This is a genomic window from Ruegeria sp. CDSA193, assembly GCF_059611885.1.
The window spans coordinates 176031-193894 of sequence record NZ_JBXWPN010000005.1 but is presented as its reverse complement, the minus strand read 5'-3'; the positions used below and the strand labels follow the sequence as shown (position 1 = coordinate 193894).

The window sequence follows — 17864 nt, the reverse complement described above, 5'->3', positions numbered from 1 at the left end:
GTTTTCATTTAGATGTTTACCGTTTGCAAGCCCGTTCGCAAGTTGGCGCGTGCAGCCGCCGTCTTGGCCACCGCGACCATTCTGGCGGCGTGTGACGTCAGCAGTATCGGCGGAGGCCCGTCGATCAACACCTCAAAACCTGTACCGGTTGCTTTGCTGGTTCCGGCCGGATCTGGAAATTCCGGGGATGCTGAACTGGCGCGTAGCCTTGAAAACGCAGCCCGCCTGGCGATGTCCGATCTGCAGAATGTACAGATTGATTTGCGGGTCTACGACACCCGGGGCAATTCGGGTACCGCCGCAACAGTCGCGCAGCAAGCCGTGGCAGACGGTGCAAAGATAATCATCGGTCCGGTCTACGCCCAGGCGGCAAACTCAGCTGGTCTTGCGGTACTGAACAACAAGGTCAACCTGCTGTCGTTTTCGAACAATACCAGCATCGCAGGCGGCAATGTCTTCGTGCTTGGCCCCACTTTTGGAAACACCGCCAACCGGTTGGTCAACTATGCCGGTTCGCGCGGCAAGACCGGAACGGTCATCGTGCATAGCAACGATGCCGCCGGGCGGCTTGGACAATCGGCTATTGCAACCGCACTGAGCAACAGCCGAGTGGGTAATGCAGGCACGGTCGGCTATGACCGCTCTCAGCAGGGGGTCATCAACTCGGTGCCGACAATCAAGGCTACTGTGGCGTCCTCGGGGGCGGATTCGATCTTTCTGACTTCGACCACTGCAGGGGCGTTGCCGCTGTATTCCCAGCTTCTACCAGAAGCGGGCGTCTCCCCGGCAACCACGCAATATATGGGCCTGACTCGCTGGGACATCCCGGCCCAGACACTGGAACTGCCAGGCGTTCAGGGTGGCTGGTTCGCATTGCCGGACCCATCCAAGGCACAGGCTTATCGTCAGCGGTACAACAACACATATGGCGAGGCACCACATCCGATCAGTGGCCTAGCCTATGATGGCATAGCCGCGATTGCTGCCTTGGTCAGCCAGGGCAAATCCGACGCTCTGACCGCATCTGCCCTAACTCAGAACGCCGGTTTTCAGGGCGTTGGCGGTATCTTCCGTCTGCGACCCAACGGTACGAATGAACGTGGTCTGGCCATTGCCACGATCCAGAACAAACAGGTGGTTGTGATTGACCCTGCCCCACAAAGCTTCTCTGGCGCCGGATTCTGATCGGCTGGCTCTGACACTCATCCCAAGGGGTGACCTGATTTGCCAGCCCGAAGAAATCTTTGACAGCGCAGCCGTTATGGCACAGCTGTCAGAGGCCTTCGACAAGACATCTGATAACGCCGAAAGGCGCGGCGAAACCGTGCGGATTTTGCGCAACGTCCAGAAATCCGGTCGTCAGGCAATCGCGGATGCCTTTGTCCGCGATCCATTTGACGCGCGGCGGCTGACCCATTCCTATACCTACCTGACCGACGGGCTGGTCTGCACCGCGATGCAAGTGGCCAGTCGCGAGCTTCACCCGCTGGCCACGCCGACACAGGGTGAAAAAATGGCCGTGCTGGCAGTGGGCGGCTATGGGCGCGGGGAAATGGCCCCGTCCTCGGATGTCGATCTGCTGTTTCTGACCCCCTACAAAATCACTGCCTGGGCAGAGAGTGTGATCGAGTCCATGTTGTATATCCTGTGGGATCTGCGGCTGAAGGTCGGGCATTCTTCGCGCACCATCAAGGATTGCCTGCGCCTGGGATCCGAGGATTTCACCATTCGCACCGCGATGTTGGAACAGCGCTATTTGGCTGGCGACGCCGATCTGGCAAATGAGTTGGAAACGCGCCTGAAAGACGATCTGTTCAAAGGCACTGAGCGCCAGTTCATCGAGGCCAAGCTGCAGGAACGCGACGCGCGCCATCTGAAACAGGGCGAGCGGTATATGGTCGAGCCCAACGTAAAAGAGGGCAAAGGCGGATTGCGCGACCTGCAATCGCTCTACTGGATTGCCAAATATATCTACAGCGTTCAGGACGTGGCCGAGTTGGTACCGCTGGGTCTGTTCACCCCCGAGGAATTCAGCACTTTTGTGGAAGCCGAAGATTTCCTGTGGGCCGTTCGCTCGCATTTGCATCTGGTGACCGGGCGCGCAACCGAACAACTGTCCTTTGACATGCAGGTCGAGGTTGCTTCCCGTATGGGATACGAAGACCGGGCCGGTCGTCGGGCGGTCGAAGTGTTTATGCAGCGCTATTTCCGCGAGGCCACGAAGGTTGGCGAGCTGACGCGCATCTTCCTGACCAAACTCGAGGCGACGCATATGAAAGGCGCGCCGCTGCTAGAGCGTATTTTCCGCCGCCGCCCCAGGATCAAAGCCGGATATAAAGTCGTCCATGGACGTCTGGATGTAGCCGACCCGAACAAGTTTCTGGCGGACAAGCTGAACCTTCTGCGCCTGTTCGAGGAAGGTCTGCGCACCGGCATGCTGATCCACCCGGACGCGATGCGGCTGGTCAGCGCCAACCTGAACTTGATTGATGACGACATGCGCGAAGACAAAGAGGCGCGGCGCATCTTTCTCGACCTGATGCTGAAACACGGCAACCCGGAACGCGCCCTGCGTCGCATGAACGAACTGGGGGTGCTGTCGGCCTTTCTGCCCGAGTTCGAACACATCGTGGCGATGATGCAGTTCAACATGTACCACAGCTATACGGTGGATGAGCACACCATTCAGTGCATCGTCAATCTGGCCCAGATTGAACGCGGAGAGTTGGGGGAATCCCTGCCGCTTGCGTCTTCAATCCTGGAAGGAGGGGTCAATCGCAAGGTTCTGTATGTTGCCCTGCTGATCCATGACATTGCTAAGGGGCGACCCGAGGATCATTCGATTTTGGGCGCACAGATGGCCCGAAAGATTGCACCTCGGCTGGGTCTGAACAAATCGGATTCAGAAACCGTGGAATGGCTGGTGCGGTATCACTTGTTGATGTCGGACATGGCGCAGAAACGCGATATTTCCGACCCGCGCACGGTGCGCGACTTTGCCAAGGCCGTGAAGACAGTCAAAAGGTTGGACCTACTGACCGTGTTGACCGTCTGCGACATTCGCGGCGTTGGACCCAACACCTGGAACAACTGGAAAGCCACCCTGCTACGCGCGCTGCATGCAGAAACCAAGCGCGCGCTTGAGACCGGGATGGAAGACCTCAACCGTGCCAATCGCGGTGCCGGTGCCAAAAAGGCGTTGCGGGCCGAGCTGGCGGAATGGACCAAAGCCGCCCTCAAAACCGAGACGGGTCGGCACTATGACCCCTATTGGCAGGGCCTGAACCTTTCGACCCATGTAGAATTTGCCGAGATGCTGAAAGAGCTGGACCGCAGCGGTGATGCTGGCGCGATGGAAATCCGTCTGCACCCGGATGAAGACCGCGATGCGACGCGGGCCTGCTTTGCCATGGGTGATCACCCCGGCATTTTTGCCCGTATCGCAGGCGCTTTGGCGCTGGTCGGGGCCAATGTGGTTGATGCGCGCAGTTATACCACCAAAGACGGCTATGTGACCGATGCGTTCTGGATTCAGGACGCCGATGGACACCCGTTCGAGGCCAGCCGTTTGCCGCGCCTGACACAGATGATCCACAAGACCCTGAAAGGCGAGGTCGTGGCGCGGGATGCCCTTAAATCACGCGACAAGATCAAGAAACGCGAACGGGCCTTTAACGTGCCGACCCATATCATCTTCGACAATGACGGGTCCGAGATCTACACGATCATCGAGGTCGATACCCGGGACAGGCCCGGCCTGCTTTACGATCTGACAAGAACGCTTGCTGCAGCCAATGTCTATATCGCCAATGCGGTGATCGCGACCTATGGCGAACAGGTGGTGGACACCTTTTACGTCAAGGATATGTTTGGGTTGAAATATCACTCGGAAAGCAAGCAGCGCGGGCTTGAGACCAAGCTGCGCAAGGCCATCTCCGAAGGCGCCGAGCGCGCGGTCTCATGAAGCAGATCCGGCTGTTTTCAGGCCTGTTCACTGTCGGGTTCTGGACCCTGGCCAGCCGTATTCTGGGCTTTCTGCGGGAAATCCTGCTGACCGCCTACATCGGGCCCGGGCCAGTAATGGATGCATTCGTCGCCGCCTTTCGCCTGCCCAACATGTTCCGCCGCTTCTTTGCCGAAGGTGCGTTTAACGCAGCCTTTGTGCCGATGTTTTCCAAACGGCTGGAAGGCGGGGAAAACGCGCAAGGCTTTGCACAGGACGCGTTCAACCTGCTGGCCGTGGCGGTGCTGGCGCTGGTCGGGCTGGCGATGGTTTTCATGCCTGGCCTGGTCTGGCTGACGGCTGAGGGCTTTTACGGTGACGACCGCTTCGACCTTGCCGTTGATTATGGATATGTGGTCTTTCCCTACATCTTTTTCATGTCGCTTGCGGCGTTGTTCTCGGGCGTGCTGAACGCAACCGGCCGTTTCGCGGCTGCAGCGGCCGCCCCGATTTTACTGAACATCTTTGCCTGCACAGCACTGATCGCCGGCGCTATATCAGGCGGAGAGGTCATCCGTTGGCTGATCGCCGTCATCCCCATCGCTGGAGTTGCGCAGCTAGCGCTGGTCTGGGTTGCAACCGAACGTGCGGGCATCCGTATCCGCCCGGGCCTGCCGAAACTCAGCCCTGAAATGCGCAACATGGTCCGCATTGCGGTTCCGGCCGCCTTGGCCATGGGAGTTACACAGGTCAATCTGGTGGTGGGCCAGCTGGTTGCTTCGAAAACCGAAAAGGCCGTCAGCTGGTTGTTTGCAGCGGATCGCTTGTACCAGTTGCCATTGGGCGTCGTGGGCATCGCCGTCGGCATCGTCCTGTTACCCGATCTATCTCGCCGCCTGCGCGCTGGGGACAAATCGGGCGCCCGCGATGCGTTTTCTCGCGCAGGTGAGTTTACGTTGCTGTTGACCATCCCGTCGACCGTTGCCTTTGTCCTCATCCCCACCCAGCTGGTCTCGGTTCTGTTCGAGCGCGGACAGTTCACCCCCGAAGACACCGCCGCCACCGCACTTGCCGTGGCGATCTATGGCATCGGCCTGCCCGCGTTCATGCTGCAGAAATTGTTGCAGCCTTTGTATTTCGCGCGAGAAGATACACGCTCGCCCTTTCACTATGCAGTGTTTGCGATGGTCGTGAACGGTGCACTGGCTTTCGGGCTGTATCCGTTGGTGGGATGGTTCGCACCGGCGATTGCCGCCTCGGTGGCCGGATGGGCCATGGTTGGACTGCTGGCCTTGGGCGCGCGAAAAATGGGGAAAGAAGCGCAGTTTGACGACCGGTTCAAGAACAGGGCATGGCGGATCATTGCGGCGTCCATGGGGATGGGAGCTGTCTTGTATGCCGCTATTGAGCTGTTTGGCTGGGCCTTTGCCCTGGAAGGCTGGCGTTACTTGGCACTGCTCGGTTTGATCATCGTTGCTGCAGTCACGTATTTCCTGCTCGGCCACCTGATTGGTGCATTCAAACTTTCCGAGTTCAGAAAGGCTCTGCGTCGATCCTGATCAGTCGCGCCGAATACGCCTGACGATCCGCGCCCACCCACCCGGAGCAACCAGGAACGACAGGGCAAAACCAGTGGCAAAACCGCCCAGATCAGCCACCCAGTCCAGCGTTCCGCCAAACAGCAGGCCGAACAACAACTGAATGCCCATCAAAACGGCGATCAGGCTGAAGGCGCGGGATTGGTTTGCGCCCACCAGCGACAGCTTGCGCCATAATATCCACGTAAACGCTCCGATCAGCCCATAGACCGGAGGGAACCCACCCACCAGCGGAAAGCGCGGATCCAGCAACAGTGCATAAGCCAGCGCACCACCCACGCCCGACAGCACAAAGATCACCAGCATCTGAACGCTGCCAAAAACCTCGGCCACCATTTTACCCATGGCCAGCACAAAGACGCAGACAAAGATGGCCTGTGTGAACGTACCGGATACAAACGGATAGGTGACAAAGCGGATCAGATGCTCGAACGGCCAGCGCCCGTTTTCCACCATCCAGTCGAAGATATCCGGCGAAAACGAATAGTGCTGCAAAGCGTCCAGGCGCCAGCCTACAGCAGTTGGCCCCCCAATGATCCCGCGCGTACCTAGAGTAAATGCCAGTTCAACCCCCATGATGAACACACACAAAGCCACCACCACGGGCGGCAGAGGGTTCACGGCGGGTGTATAATGCTCACTGCTCATTGGGCGGGCCTTTCGCGGCTGTTGACGTCCCTTTGCCTCATGGGTAAGCGACGGGGGCTGATTTTTCCAGACGGGAGTTCCCTTCGATGACCGATTCCAAGTTCACGCCGCGCGTGTTTTCCGGTGCACAGCCATCCGGTAACCTGCACCTTGGCAACTATTTGGGCGCATTGCGGAACTGGGTCCGGATGCAAGGGTCCGACTATCAGACAATCTACTGTATGGTCGATTTGCACGCGATCACCGTTTGGCAGGACCCCAAAGAGTTGCAGCACGCAACGCGTGAGCTGTGCGCGGGGTATATCGCATCAGGATTAGATCCCGAAAAATCGATCCTGTTTAACCAAAGCCAGGTTCCTGAGCACGCGCAACTTGCATGGATTTTTAACTGCGTTGCCCGGCTTGGCTGGATGCAGCGCATGACACAGTTCAAAGATAAGGCTGGCAAGAACGCGCAGAATGCATCGTTGGGCCTATTCGCCTATCCGGCGCTCATGGCCGCAGATATCCTTGTATATCACGCGACACATGTTCCCGTCGGAGATGATCAAAAGCAACACCTGGAACTAACCCGAGACATCGCAACTAAGTTCAATCATGACTATGGCGTCGATTTTTTTCCGTTGACAGAACCCGTCATCAAAGGTGCGGCAACTCGGGTCATGAGCTTGCGCGATGGGTCAAAAAAGATGTCCAAATCCGACCCCTCTGACATGACCCGGATCAACATGACCGATGATGCCGACACGATCGCCAAGAAAATCCGAAAGGCCAAGACCGACCCGGACGCTCTGCCTTCGGAAGTCGATGGCTTGGACAACCGCCCCGAGGCCCGCAATCTGGTGAATATCTACGCCGCCCTCAGCGATCAGACGGCGGATCAGGTTCTGGCCGACGTTGGCGGCAAGCAATTTGGCGAGTTCAAACCGATGCTGGCCGATCTGGCGGTTGCCAAACTGTCTCCGATCTCGACCGAAATGGCCCGCCTGATGGGTGAAGAGGCCGAGATTGATCGCATTCTGGCCAATGGCGCAGAAAAGGCGCGGGCGATTGCAGCCCCGATCCTGCAGCAGACCTATGACATCGTCGGCATGGTTGGTGCGAAACGGGGCTGATTGGCTCTGGACGTTGCCTTAACGCCTTCCTAGGTTTGCCTCAAAGCTTGGGAGGGCGTCATGGCAGTCGGCAAGAACATCCGCACCTATTTCAACGGGCAATGGCATGATGGGGATGCACCGATCATGCGCGCTGCGGATCATGGCGCGTGGCTGGGATCATCCGTCTTTGACGGCGCGCGGTTCTTCAACGGGCTGACCCCGGATCTGGAGGCCCATTGCGCCCGCGTGAACCGCTCTGCCGAGGCGCTGATGCTGACCCCGACCGTCACCAAAGACCAGATGGTCGAGATCGTGCTGGAAGGGCTTGAAGCCTATGCGCCCGACGCGGCCGTGTATATCCGCCCGATGTATTGGGGCATCGACGGAGATGCGACAGCGATCGTACCGCAGGAAAACAGCACCGGGTTTGCTGTCTGCCTGGAAGAGATTCCGATGGCCCCTGAGACCGCCTCGGCCACGCTGGGACTGACCCGATTCCGCCGTCCGGTACTGGAATCCTCGGTGGTGAATGCCAAGGCCGGGTGCCTGTATCCCAACAATGCACGGATGCTGAACGAGGTACGTGCGAACGGGTTTTCGAATGCTCTGGTGGCTGACGCATTGGGCAACGTAGCCGAAACCGCAACCGCCAATATCTTTATGGTCCGCGACGGCGAGGTCTTTACCCCCGTCCCCAACGGCACCTTCCTTGCCGGCATCACCCGTGCACGACATATCAAAAACCTGCGGGCCGACGGCGTGGCTGTGCATGAGGCGGTTCTGAGTTTCGAGGATTTCTACGGGGCCGACGAGGTATTCATGACTGGCAACATGAGCAAGATCACCCCGGTGACTGCGCTGGAGGACACCCGGTTTCAGGTCGGTCCCATCGCCCGGCGTGCACGCGACCTGTATTGGGACTGGGCCGCCAGTGGGCGTTAGGCTCTGGTTGCCAGCACGCACCTAGTCGGGCATGATCCCCGGAAATGAATGAGGACACCCATGCGCAAGTTCCTAGTGGTTCTGGATGACAGTCGCGAATGCCTGAATGCGATGCGATTCGCGGCTATGCGCGCGGCCCATACCGGCGGCGGCGTAACAATCCTGTCGGTAATCCCACCGGACGAATTCAACCATTGGATCGGCGTTGCCACCGTCATGCGTGAAGAAGCGCGCGAGCGTATCCATGCGCATTTTGAAGTTTTCGCAAAATGGATGCGCGACAAGCAGGACGTTGATCCTGAACTGGCCATCCGCGAAGGCGAGCCCGTTGCCCAGATCATCGAGCATGTGCAGTCCGATCCTGATATCGGCGTTCTGGTTCTGGGTGCAGGCACCGACAAAAAGGGACCTGGCCCATTGGTGACTCAACTGACCAAAAACTCAGGCAGCCTGCCCATCCCAATCACTATTGTTCCCGGTGATCTAAGCAAAGAAAAACTCGAAGCGATTACCTGAGGTCACACCGATGCAACGCAGCATTCAATTCTGGTTCGAATTCGCCTCGACCTATTCTTATCTTAGCGCGATGCGTATCGAAGAGGTCGCCGCCCGCCATGGTGTATCGGTCGAATGGCAGCCCTTTTTGTTGGGCCCGATCTTTGCCGCCCAAGGGTGGGATAATTCTCCGTTCAATCTGTATCCGGCGAAAGGCCGGTACATGTGGCGCGATATGGAACGCCTAACCGCCCAGCGCGGCCTGCCCTTGATCCGGCCCAATCCTTTTCCGCAGAACGGCCTGAAAGCGGCAAGGTTAACGCTGGCGATTGACGACCGAGTGCAAAAAGCCGCCTTTGTGCGCGCCGTCTATTCCGCCGAATTTGCCCAGGGGCAGAACATCGCGGATGAGGCTGTTCTGGCCGGATGCCTGAACTCAGCCGGGCTTGCCCCAGATTTGCTGTCCCAGACCCAGAATCCGGCGATCAAAGCAGCGCTTATCACGCAGACAGAAACCGCTCAGGCCAAAGGGCTTTTTGGCGCGCCCAGCTTTCTGGTCGGGGATGAGCTGTTCTGGGGCGATGATCGGTTGGACGACGCTATAAGCTTGGCTGCCTAAATTTAGAATCGTTCCAATTCTTGACTTCCAGCTCGCGGACCCGCATATCAGAGACAACAGATACGGAGCCGCGCCATGTTCATCCAGACCGAATCCACACCGAACCCTGCAACCCTGAAATTCCTGCCCGGCCAGACCGTGCTGGAAGCGGGCACTGCAGATTTCCCATCGGCTGAGGCTGCAGAGAAATCGCCGCTGGCCAACCGCATTTTCGCTGTAAGTGGCGTGACCGGAGTGTTTTTCGGCAATGACTTCGTAACCGTGACCAAAGCGGACGACGTCCAGTGGGATCACATCAAACCCGCCATTCTGGGCGCGGTGATGGAGCATTACCAGTCCGGCCAGCCGATCATGGGTGCGGATGCCAATGCGGGCTCGGGCCATGCTGAACACAGCGGCGAGGACGCCGAAGTGGTCAATCAGATTAAAGACCTGCTGGACAGCCGGGTGCGCCCTGCTGTTGCACAGGACGGCGGCGACATCACGTTCCACGGCTTTGACCGCGGCGTTGTCTACCTGCACATGCAAGGGGCCTGCGCAGGCTGCCCATCCTCGACCCTGACGTTGAAGATGGGGATCGAAAACCTGCTGCGTCACTACATTCCCGAAGTGACCGAGGTGCGCCCTGTTGCCGTCTGAACCACTCATTCTGGCGTTTGACACATCGGCCGCGCATTGCGCGGCCGCTTTGTTGCGCGGTGACCGGATTGTGGCGTCTTGTGTCGAGCCCATGTCGCGGGGACAAGCCGAACGTCTGATGCCGCTGCTCGAAGAGGTGCTGTCATCAGAACAATGCTCATGGCGCGACCTGTCAGCGATCGGCGTTGGAATAGGCCCCGGTAATTTCACCGGAATACGCATCTCGGTCTCGGCCGCGCGGGGTCTGGCCTTAGGTCTGGGGATACCGGCCATTGGCGTATCGGGCTTTGACGCGCTTGCTGTCCTGGACAGCGATGCGTTGCCAGCGATCCGAGCGCCCAGAGATCAGGTCTATGTTTCGCGGCCTGATATGGAACCGGCACTGATCCAGCTTGATCAGGCAAAATCGCTGGGCACACTGACGTTCAACGACAACCCCGAGGCTCAGGTCTGCGCTATTGCCCGAGTGGCTGCACAAAGAAGGTTGACCAAGACCGAGGCTCCCGCCCCTCTTTACATACGCCCCGCTGATGCGGCGCCCTCCAAGGACCAACCTCCGATGTTGCTGGACGGATGACTCCCGAAGAACTGGCAAATACTCACGCCGCAGCATTCACACAATCGCGCCCCTGGACCGCCACAGAGTTTGCAGAGCTGCTGCAGAATCGCTTTACCCATATCGTAGGTGATGCCCAGTCCTTTGCCCTTTTCCAGGTAATTGCAGACGAAGCCGAACTGCTGACGATTGCCACCCATCCCACAGTTCAGCGGCAGGGACTGGCTAGGAAACGTATGGTCGAATGGCACGCGGCTGCCAAAAAACTGGGCGCTATCCGGGCGATTCTGGATGTTTCCATCGCCAACCAGCCCGCGATTACACTTTACAAGCATTGCGGGTATCGTGTGTGCGGCACGCGCAAGAATTACTATACGGTTGAAAATAATCAGAAAATTGATGCCATCGTCATGGAATGCAATTTAACCTGAGACAGGTCGCGAATTTTCTTGGACCAAATGGTCAAAAATCTGTTGACCGCGGCGGTTGCAAACGGCCTTAATTCCCGCCATCACAACGGTTATGCTCGCTAACAGTGGGTAAACGGGGCTATCTTGGCTCCGACCGAAAAAAAACAAACGGGAGTAACAAATGACCCTGATGAAATCCTTGATGGGCGCCGCAGCGGCGGTTGCACTGACAGCGGGTGCCGCACTGGCCGAACCGGCACTGATCTTTGATCTGGGCGGCAAGTTCGACAAATCGTTCAACGAAGCCGCGCACAACGGCGCCTCACGCTGGGCGGAAGAAACGGGCGGCACCTACCGCGAGATCGAAATGCAGTCCGAAGCGCAGCGCGAACAGGCCCTGCGCCGCTTTGCCGAAGCAGGCTCGAACCCGATCATCACCATGGGTTTCGGTATGGCTGACCCGCTCAGCGCGGTTGTTGCCGACTATCCGGACACGAAATTCGTTGTTGTCGACGTAACCTGGCTGGACGCGCCCAACCTGCGTCAGGTTGGTTTCGCTGAACACGAAGGCTCGTATCTGGTTGGTATGATGGCTGCGATGGCGTCCGAATCCGGAACCGTTGGCTTCATCGGCGGCATGGATGTTCCGCTGATCCGTCACTTTGGCTGCGGCTATGCTCAGGGTGCCAAGGCGGTGAACCCCGATATCAACGTGGTTGCCAACATGACCGGCACAACGCCTGCGGCATGGAACGACCCGGTTAAGGGCTCGGAACTGACAAAGGCACAAATCAGCCAGGGTGCCGACGTGGTCTATGCCGCAGCTGGCGGCACCGGTGTTGGTGTTCTGCAAACCGCTGCTGACGAAGGCATCCTGTCAATCGGTGTCGACAGCAACCAGAACCACCTGCACCCGGGCAAAGTTCTGACCTCGATGCTGAAGCGCGTGGACGTCGCTGTGTATGAGGCGATGAGCGCAGGCGAGAACGTTGAGACCGGCGTATATATCATGGGTCTGGCCGAAGACGGCGTTGGCTATGCGATCGACGACAACAACGCTCCGCTGGTTTCGGATGATATGAAAGCAGCAGTCGACAAAGCCCGTCAGGACATCATCGACGGCAATGTTTCAGTTGTCAGCTATTACGAGAACGACAGCTGCCCAGCACTGCAGTTCTGATATCGCGCGGGTCGGGGGTGATGCTCCCGGCCCGATTCCACTTTGCTGCACCGGGATGACCGGGCAGTCCTTTCGGCAACTGAGGACAAGACATGACCGTCCCCGCCATTGAGCTCAAAGGGATATCCAAATCCTTTGGGCCGGTTCAGGCCAACAAAGACATTTCCATCAGCGTCGCCCCCGGTACGATCCATGGGATCATCGGTGAAAACGGTGCGGGCAAATCCACGCTGATGAGCATTCTCTACGGCTTTTACAAAGCCGACAAAGGTGAAATCTGGATCAACGGTCAAAAGACCGAAATCCCTGACAGCCAGGCCGCGATCGCCTCGGGCATCGGGATGGTGTTTCAGCATTTCAAACTGGTCGAGAATTTCACCGTTCTGGAAAACATCGTGCTGGGCGCCGAGGATGGCGGGCTATTGGCCCCGTCCCTGACCAAGGCCCGCAAAGAGTTGAAAGAGCTGGAAGAAGAATACGAGCTGTTCGTGGATCCCGACAAACGGATCGACGAGATCGGTGTGGGGATGCAGCAGCGGGTCGAGATCCTCAAGGCGCTGTATCGCAAGGCCGAGATCCTGATTCTGGACGAACCAACCGGCGTGCTGACCCCATCTGAGGCGGATCAGCTGTTCCGCATCCTCGACCGGCTGCGGGCTGAGGGGAAGACGATCATCGTGATCACCCACAAACTGCGCGAGATCATGGAAAACACCGACACCGTGTCGGTCATGCGCCGCGGGCAAATGACGGCCACCGTGAAAACCGCCGAGACCAGCCCCGAAGAACTGGCCGAGCTGATGGTGGGCCGCAAGGTTCTGCTGCAGGTCGACAAGGTTCCGGCGCAGCCCGGTAAGCCCATCCTCGAGATTGAAAACCTGCGTGTTTTCGACAGCGCGGGCGTCGAGCGTGTCAAAGGCATCGACTTGAACGTGCGCGCTGGTGAGATCGTGGGCATCGCAGGCGTCGCCGGCAATGGCCAATCCGAACTGCTAGAGGTTCTGGGCGGGATGCGCCCGGGCCAGGGCCAGATCAAACTGAACGGTACGCCGCTTGCGCTCAGCGGGGCGGGGTCAGATGGCCAGGCGCGGCGCGCGCAGCACATTGCGCATGTGCCCGAAGACCGCCAGCGCGAAGGCCTGATCATGGATTTCCACGCCTGGGAGAACGTGGCCTTCGGCTATCACCGTGACCCGGCCTATCAACGCGGCATCTTCATGGATAATGCGGCGCTGCGCGCTGATACCGAAGCCAAGATCGAAAAGTTCGATGTGCGCCCGCCGAACCCTTGGCTGTCGGCCAAAAGCTTTTCGGGCGGCAATCAGCAGAAGATCGTCGTCGCGCGTGAAATCGAACGTAACCCAGACCTGCTGTTGGTCGGTCAGCCGACCCGAGGCGTGGATATCGGGGCGATCGAATTCATTCACAAACAGATCGTCGACCTGCGCGACCAGGGCAAGGCGATCCTGCTGGTCTCGGTCGAGCTGGAAGAGATATTCTCGCTGTCGGATCGGATCGCGGTCATGTTTGACGGACATATCATGGGCGAACGCCTGCCCCATGAAACTGATGAAAAAGAACTTGGCCTGTTGATGGCCGGTGTTGCGGGAGAGGCAGCGTAACATGGAAAAAATGCCCAAATGGGCCGATGTCGTTCTGATCCCGGTGATCAGTCTGCTTCTGGCCGCAATCCTGTCGGCGCTGGTCATCCTCGCCATTGGCGAAAACCCGATCGAAGCGGTGAACCTGATGGTCACCGGCGCGCTGGGATCGACCTATGGCTGGGGCTATACGCTATATTACGCCACGAATTTCATGTTCACCGGACTGGCCGTGGCGGTCGCCTTTCATGCCCGGCTGTTCAATATCGGTGGCGAAGGTCAGGCGATGCTGGGCGGGCTTGGCGTGGCCGTCGTGTGCCTTTACATCGACTGGCCGCATTGGAGCATCGCCTTGCTGGCCGCCTGTGCCGCATCGATGGTGTTCGGGGCCGCTTGGGCGGCCATTCCGGCCTATCTGCAGGCCAAACGCGGCAGCCATATCGTGATCACCACGATCATGTTCAACTTCATCGCTGCTGCCTTGCTGAACTATATGCTGGTCAACGTCATGCGCCCGCAGGGCTCGCAAGACCCGGCAACTGCACGCTTCCCCGAGGCGGTGCATCTGCCGACGTTCCAGTCGATGTTCTCGACCGCTGAAAACGTCGTATTCCGTGGCGCACCTGCCAATATCTCATTCTTTGTTGCAGTCCTGGCCTGTGTGATCGTCTGGGCGCTGATCTGGCGCACCCGGCTGGGCTATGAGATCCGCGCCTATGGGCATTCGGAAACCGGTGCCGTCTATGCCGGTATTTCTCCGGTACGGATCACCATCATCGCCATGCTGATCTCGGGCGCGCTGGCTGGTCTGATGGCCACGAACAACGTGATGGGTGAGGCAGAGCGGCTGGTTCTGAACTCGACCGAGGGCGCTGGCTTTATCGGTATCGCCGTGGCGCTGATGGGCCGGTCCCATCCGTTTGGCGTTTTCCTTGCGGCGCTGCTGTTTGGTTTCCTCTATCAGGGCGGGGCCGAGCTGGCGCTATGGACGTCTATCCCGCGCGAGCTGATCGTAGTCATTCAGGCCCTGGTGATCCTGTTCACCGGCGCGCTTGACAACATGGTCCGCATGCCGCTCGAGAAGCTGTTCCTGGCCATGCGGAAGGAGGGCTAAGCGATGGATACTTTCGTTACCCTCATCCAGGTCCTCGATTCGACCGTCCGCCTGGCCACGCCGCTGTTGCTGGCATGTCTGGCCGGTCTGTATTCCGAACGCGCCGGTATTTTCGACATCGGGCTTGAGGGCAAGATGCTGATCGCGGCGTTCTTTTCTGCTGCCGTTGCCGCCGTGACCGGATCGGTCTGGCTGGGATTGCTGGCCGGGATCGCGGCCTCGCTTGTTCTGTCCGCCCTGCATGGGGTGGCCTCGATCACCTTTCGGGGCAACCAGCTGATTTCAGGCGTCGCCATCAACTTTCTGGCCTCTGGGCTGACGGTCCTGATCGCGCAAAGCTGGTTCAAACAGGGCGGGCGTACCCCCTCGCTGTTCGGCGGAGGGCGCTTTGAACCGATCACCTTCCCTTTTGCGGATGCGGTGAGTGATGTCCCATTTCTTGGGCCAATCTATTCCGAGTTGCTGTCCGGCCATTCGATCCTGGTCTATGTGTCTTTCCTTCTGGTCCCGACAACCTGGTGGGTTTTGTACCGCACCCGCTTTGGCCTGCGCCTGCGCGCGGTGGGTGAAAACCCAGCCGCTGTGGATACGGCCGGGGTTTCTGTCGTTGGGCTGCGTTTTGCGGCTGTAGCGATCTGTGGCGTGCTGTGCGGCATTGCCGGTGCCTATCTGGCCACGGCCCTGCAAGCTGGATTCGTCAAGGAAATGACTGCCGGTCGCGGGTTCATCGCGCTGGCGGCGCTGATCTTTGCAAAATGGCGGCCATGGCACGCGATGTGGGCTTGCCTGCTGTTCGGACTGTTGCAAGCCGTTGCGTTGCGGTTCCAGAATATTGACCTAGGTGGCGTGGTGATTCCTGTGCAAGTCATGGATGCGCTGCCATATATCCTGACCGTCGTCATTTTGGCCGGCTTTGTCGGCAAGGCCGTTCCACCGAAAGCCGGTGGCGAACCCTATGTAAAAGAGCGGTAATAGGTCCAGTTTGAAACACACGTCAGTCCTGTTCGCTGCATGGCGGCATGTAGAGTTGATTTTACATGCCGCAACGGCTCTAAAGGGGCATGGATGTGTTTCCAGTGACAGCTGATTTGAGAGAGTTTCTCGCCGGGGTGCCGGATGCTAGGTCTTGCGCTTGGTCTAAGGGGATACTCCCTGTCAAAACGCCTTCTGCGGATGCACAGTTTCAGACTGGTCCAAGCCGCCAGCCCTGCTCTACCCTGCCTCGCCAAGGGCGTGATTCTGCGCGTCAGATACGAACCCTTTCACAAATTCCAGAAGTCGAATGTGTCACATTGCGCGACGCAGCTGGCCCTAATTACTAGTACCTCATGCAAATTTACCTTCCTATCGCTGAAGTTTCCGTAAACGCCTTTCTGCTGCTTGGGTTGGGCGGCATGGTCGGCATCCTGTCAGGGATGTTCGGGGTCGGCGGCGGGTTTCTGATGACCCCGCTGTTGTTTTTCATTGGCATTCCACCAGCAGTTGCCGTAGCCACCGAAGCGAACCAGATTGTCGCCTCGTCCTTTTCTGGGGTTCTGGCCCATTTCCGCCGAAAGACGGTCGACCTGAAGATGGGCACGGTATTGCTGGTCGGGGGACTGATCGGTGCTGCGTTCGGGGTGGTGATCTTCAACTATCTCAAAAGCCTCGGACAAGTCGATTTGCTCGTAACCCTGTGTTACGTGGTCTTTCTGGGCGTCGTCGGCAGCTTGATGTTCATCGAAAGCCTGAACGCGCTGCGTAAATCCAAAAAGGGCACCGCCGCCCCTGTTGCACGTCGTCAGCGCGGCTGGATTCACGCGATGCCGTTCAAAATGCGGTTCCGTACATCGGGCCTCTATATCTCGGTCATCCCCCCCGTCCTGGTCGGGCTTAGCGTAGGTATCCTTTCTGCGATCATGGGTGTCGGAGGCGGCTTTATCATGGTTCCTGCCATGATTTACCTGCTGGGAATGCCCACCAAAGTCGTTGTCGGCACCTCCCTGTTCCAGATTATTTTCGTAACAGCGTTCACCACGATGCTGCACGCGACAACCAACTACACAGTCGACATTGTTCTGGCTGTGTTGTTGCTGGTCGGCGGCGTGATCGGGGCGCAGATCGGAACGGTGATCGGCGCACGAATGCCTGCCGAGCAGCTGCGCGTATTGCTGGCTGCACTGGTCTTGGTGGTTTGTGGCAAACTGGCGCTGGATCTGCTTCTGGAACCCTCCGAGCTGTATTCGCTTGGCGTCGCAGGAGGGCACTGATCATGCTCCGACGGTTGATCCTGCTGCTTGCGTTTTGTGTCACCCCGGCTATGGCCGAGGAAGAGCAGGTTGTACTTGGTCTAAGTCAGGACCGGGTTGCAATCACGGCGAACTTCGATGGCTCGGAAATTCTTATTTTCGGTGCCGTAAAACGTGAAACACCGATCCCTTCCGGCCCACCGCTTCAAGTTATCGTGGCCGTTGCAGGCCCCTCTAGCCCGGTGACGGTCCGGCGAAAAGAACGCAGGCTGGGTATCTGGGTCAACACCGACAGCGTCCTGGTCGACCTTGCGCCCAGTTTTTATGCGGTTGCCACCAGCGCTCCGCTTACAGAAATCCTGTCAGATACAGAAGACCTGCGGTACAGGATCTCGATTGAACGGGCCATTCGGTCAGTGGGTGCCGCGATGAATATCCGGGGCGCGCAGAATTTTGCCGAGGCCGTCGTTCGCATCCGTGAGGATGAGGGCCTGTATTCTATCCGCGAAAATACGGTTGCGGTGGACGAGCAGACATTGTTCCGAACCTCAATTGACATGCCAGCCGATTTGACCGAAGGCGCCTATTTCGCGCGCATATACCTGACCCGCGGCCGAGAGGTTGTTTCCCAGTTCGAGACCACAATCGACGTGCGGAAGGTCGGGCTGGAACGGTTCCTCTACAACATGTCCCGTCAGCAGCCGGTCTGGTATGGCCTGATGTCTTTGGTCATTGCCATCGCGGCGGGTTGGGGAGCGTCCACAGCCTTCCGACTATTGCGCGAGAACTAAAGC

At 58.5% G+C, this 17864-nt stretch carries 17 protein-coding genes; 16 read left to right on the top strand and 1 reads right to left on the bottom strand.

The window, feature by feature from the left end; translation table 11 throughout:
* The first annotated feature begins 12 nt into the window (after positions 1-12).
* The 3 genes from AC2FLG_RS11305 to murJ are packed head-to-tail and all read left to right on the top strand — an operon-like array spanning position 13 to position 5502.
* Positions 13-1185 (top strand): penicillin-binding protein activator, encoded by a 1173-nt coding sequence (locus tag AC2FLG_RS11305; protein WP_496706235.1) that lies wholly within the window; start codon positions 13-15, stop codon positions 1183-1185.
* The gene (locus AC2FLG_RS11300; protein WP_496706233.1) at positions 1145-3964 is read left to right on the top strand and encodes a [protein-PII] uridylyltransferase; all 2820 of its coding nucleotides are present in this window, start codon (positions 1145-1147) and stop codon (positions 3962-3964) included. The genes AC2FLG_RS11305 and AC2FLG_RS11300 overlap by 41 nt, the downstream gene beginning before the upstream one ends.
* Positions 3961-5502, top strand: coding sequence for a murein biosynthesis integral membrane protein MurJ (gene murJ, locus AC2FLG_RS11295; RefSeq protein ID WP_496706231.1), 1542 nt, complete (start codon positions 3961-3963; stop codon positions 5500-5502). Before AC2FLG_RS11300 ends, murJ begins: the two co-directional genes overlap by 4 nt.
* On the opposite strand, the gene AC2FLG_RS11290 is transcribed toward murJ, so the two are convergent.
* Positions 5503-6189: a rhomboid family intramembrane serine protease gene (locus AC2FLG_RS11290; RefSeq protein WP_281995206.1), complete on the bottom strand. Its 687-nt coding sequence runs from the start codon at positions 6187-6189 to the stop codon at positions 5503-5505.
* Between the two features lie 86 nt (positions 6190-6275).
* Between AC2FLG_RS11290 and trpS the strand changes: the two genes are divergently transcribed.
* From trpS to AC2FLG_RS11225, 13 genes are all read left to right on the top strand, one after another.
* Complete coding sequence (trpS, locus tag AC2FLG_RS11285) at positions 6276-7304, top strand: tryptophan--tRNA ligase (RefSeq protein ID WP_142635552.1); 1029 nt, start codon at positions 6276-6278, stop codon at positions 7302-7304.
* 60 nt (positions 7305-7364) lie between these two features.
* The gene (locus AC2FLG_RS11280) at positions 7365-8228 is read left to right on the top strand and encodes a branched-chain amino acid aminotransferase (protein WP_496706229.1); all 864 of its coding nucleotides are present in this window, start codon (positions 7365-7367) and stop codon (positions 8226-8228) included.
* Positions 8229-8288: 60 nt separating this feature from the next.
* Positions 8289-8744, top strand: coding sequence for a universal stress protein (locus tag AC2FLG_RS11275; RefSeq protein ID WP_142635548.1), 456 nt, complete (start codon positions 8289-8291; stop codon positions 8742-8744).
* A 10-nt stretch (positions 8745-8754) separates the two neighbouring features.
* Entirely contained in the window at positions 8755-9342 is a 588-nt protein-coding gene (locus tag AC2FLG_RS11270; protein WP_496706227.1) for a 2-hydroxychromene-2-carboxylate isomerase, read from the top strand.
* Between the two features lie 75 nt (positions 9343-9417).
* Positions 9418-9981, top strand: a complete 564-nt coding sequence (locus AC2FLG_RS11265; RefSeq protein ID WP_271948391.1) for a NifU family protein — start codon at positions 9418-9420, stop codon at positions 9979-9981.
* Positions 9971-10558, top strand: a complete 588-nt coding sequence (tsaB, locus tag AC2FLG_RS11260) for a tRNA (adenosine(37)-N6)-threonylcarbamoyltransferase complex dimerization subunit type 1 TsaB (protein WP_496700869.1) — start codon at positions 9971-9973, stop codon at positions 10556-10558. Before AC2FLG_RS11265 ends, tsaB begins: the two co-directional genes overlap by 11 nt.
* Positions 10555-10968, top strand: coding sequence for a GNAT family N-acetyltransferase (locus AC2FLG_RS11255; protein ID WP_282021630.1), 414 nt, complete (start codon positions 10555-10557; stop codon positions 10966-10968). Before tsaB ends, AC2FLG_RS11255 begins: the two co-directional genes overlap by 4 nt.
* Positions 10969-11128: 160 nt before the next feature.
* On the top strand, positions 11129-12127 hold the full coding sequence (locus tag AC2FLG_RS11250; protein WP_142635539.1) for a BMP family lipoprotein: 999 nt from the start codon (positions 11129-11131) through the stop codon (positions 12125-12127).
* Between the two features lie 92 nt (positions 12128-12219).
* Positions 12220-13749 (top strand): ABC transporter ATP-binding protein, encoded by a 1530-nt coding sequence (locus tag AC2FLG_RS11245; RefSeq protein ID WP_282021631.1) that lies wholly within the window; start codon positions 12220-12222, stop codon positions 13747-13749.
* Position 13750: 1 nt separating this feature from the next.
* Positions 13751-14842, top strand: coding sequence for an ABC transporter permease (locus AC2FLG_RS11240; protein WP_142635535.1), 1092 nt, complete (start codon positions 13751-13753; stop codon positions 14840-14842).
* 3 nt (positions 14843-14845) lie between these two features.
* The gene (locus AC2FLG_RS11235; protein ID WP_142635533.1) at positions 14846-15814 is read left to right on the top strand and encodes an ABC transporter permease; all 969 of its coding nucleotides are present in this window, start codon (positions 14846-14848) and stop codon (positions 15812-15814) included.
* Positions 15815-16170: 356 nt separating this feature from the next.
* The gene (locus AC2FLG_RS11230) at positions 16171-17091 is read left to right on the top strand and encodes a sulfite exporter TauE/SafE family protein (RefSeq protein WP_142635531.1); all 921 of its coding nucleotides are present in this window, start codon (positions 16171-16173) and stop codon (positions 17089-17091) included.
* Positions 17092-17093: 2 nt separating this feature from the next.
* Entirely contained in the window at positions 17094-17861 is a 768-nt protein-coding gene (locus AC2FLG_RS11225) for a TIGR02186 family protein (protein WP_282021632.1), read from the top strand.
* Positions 17862-17864 lie beyond the last annotated feature (3 nt).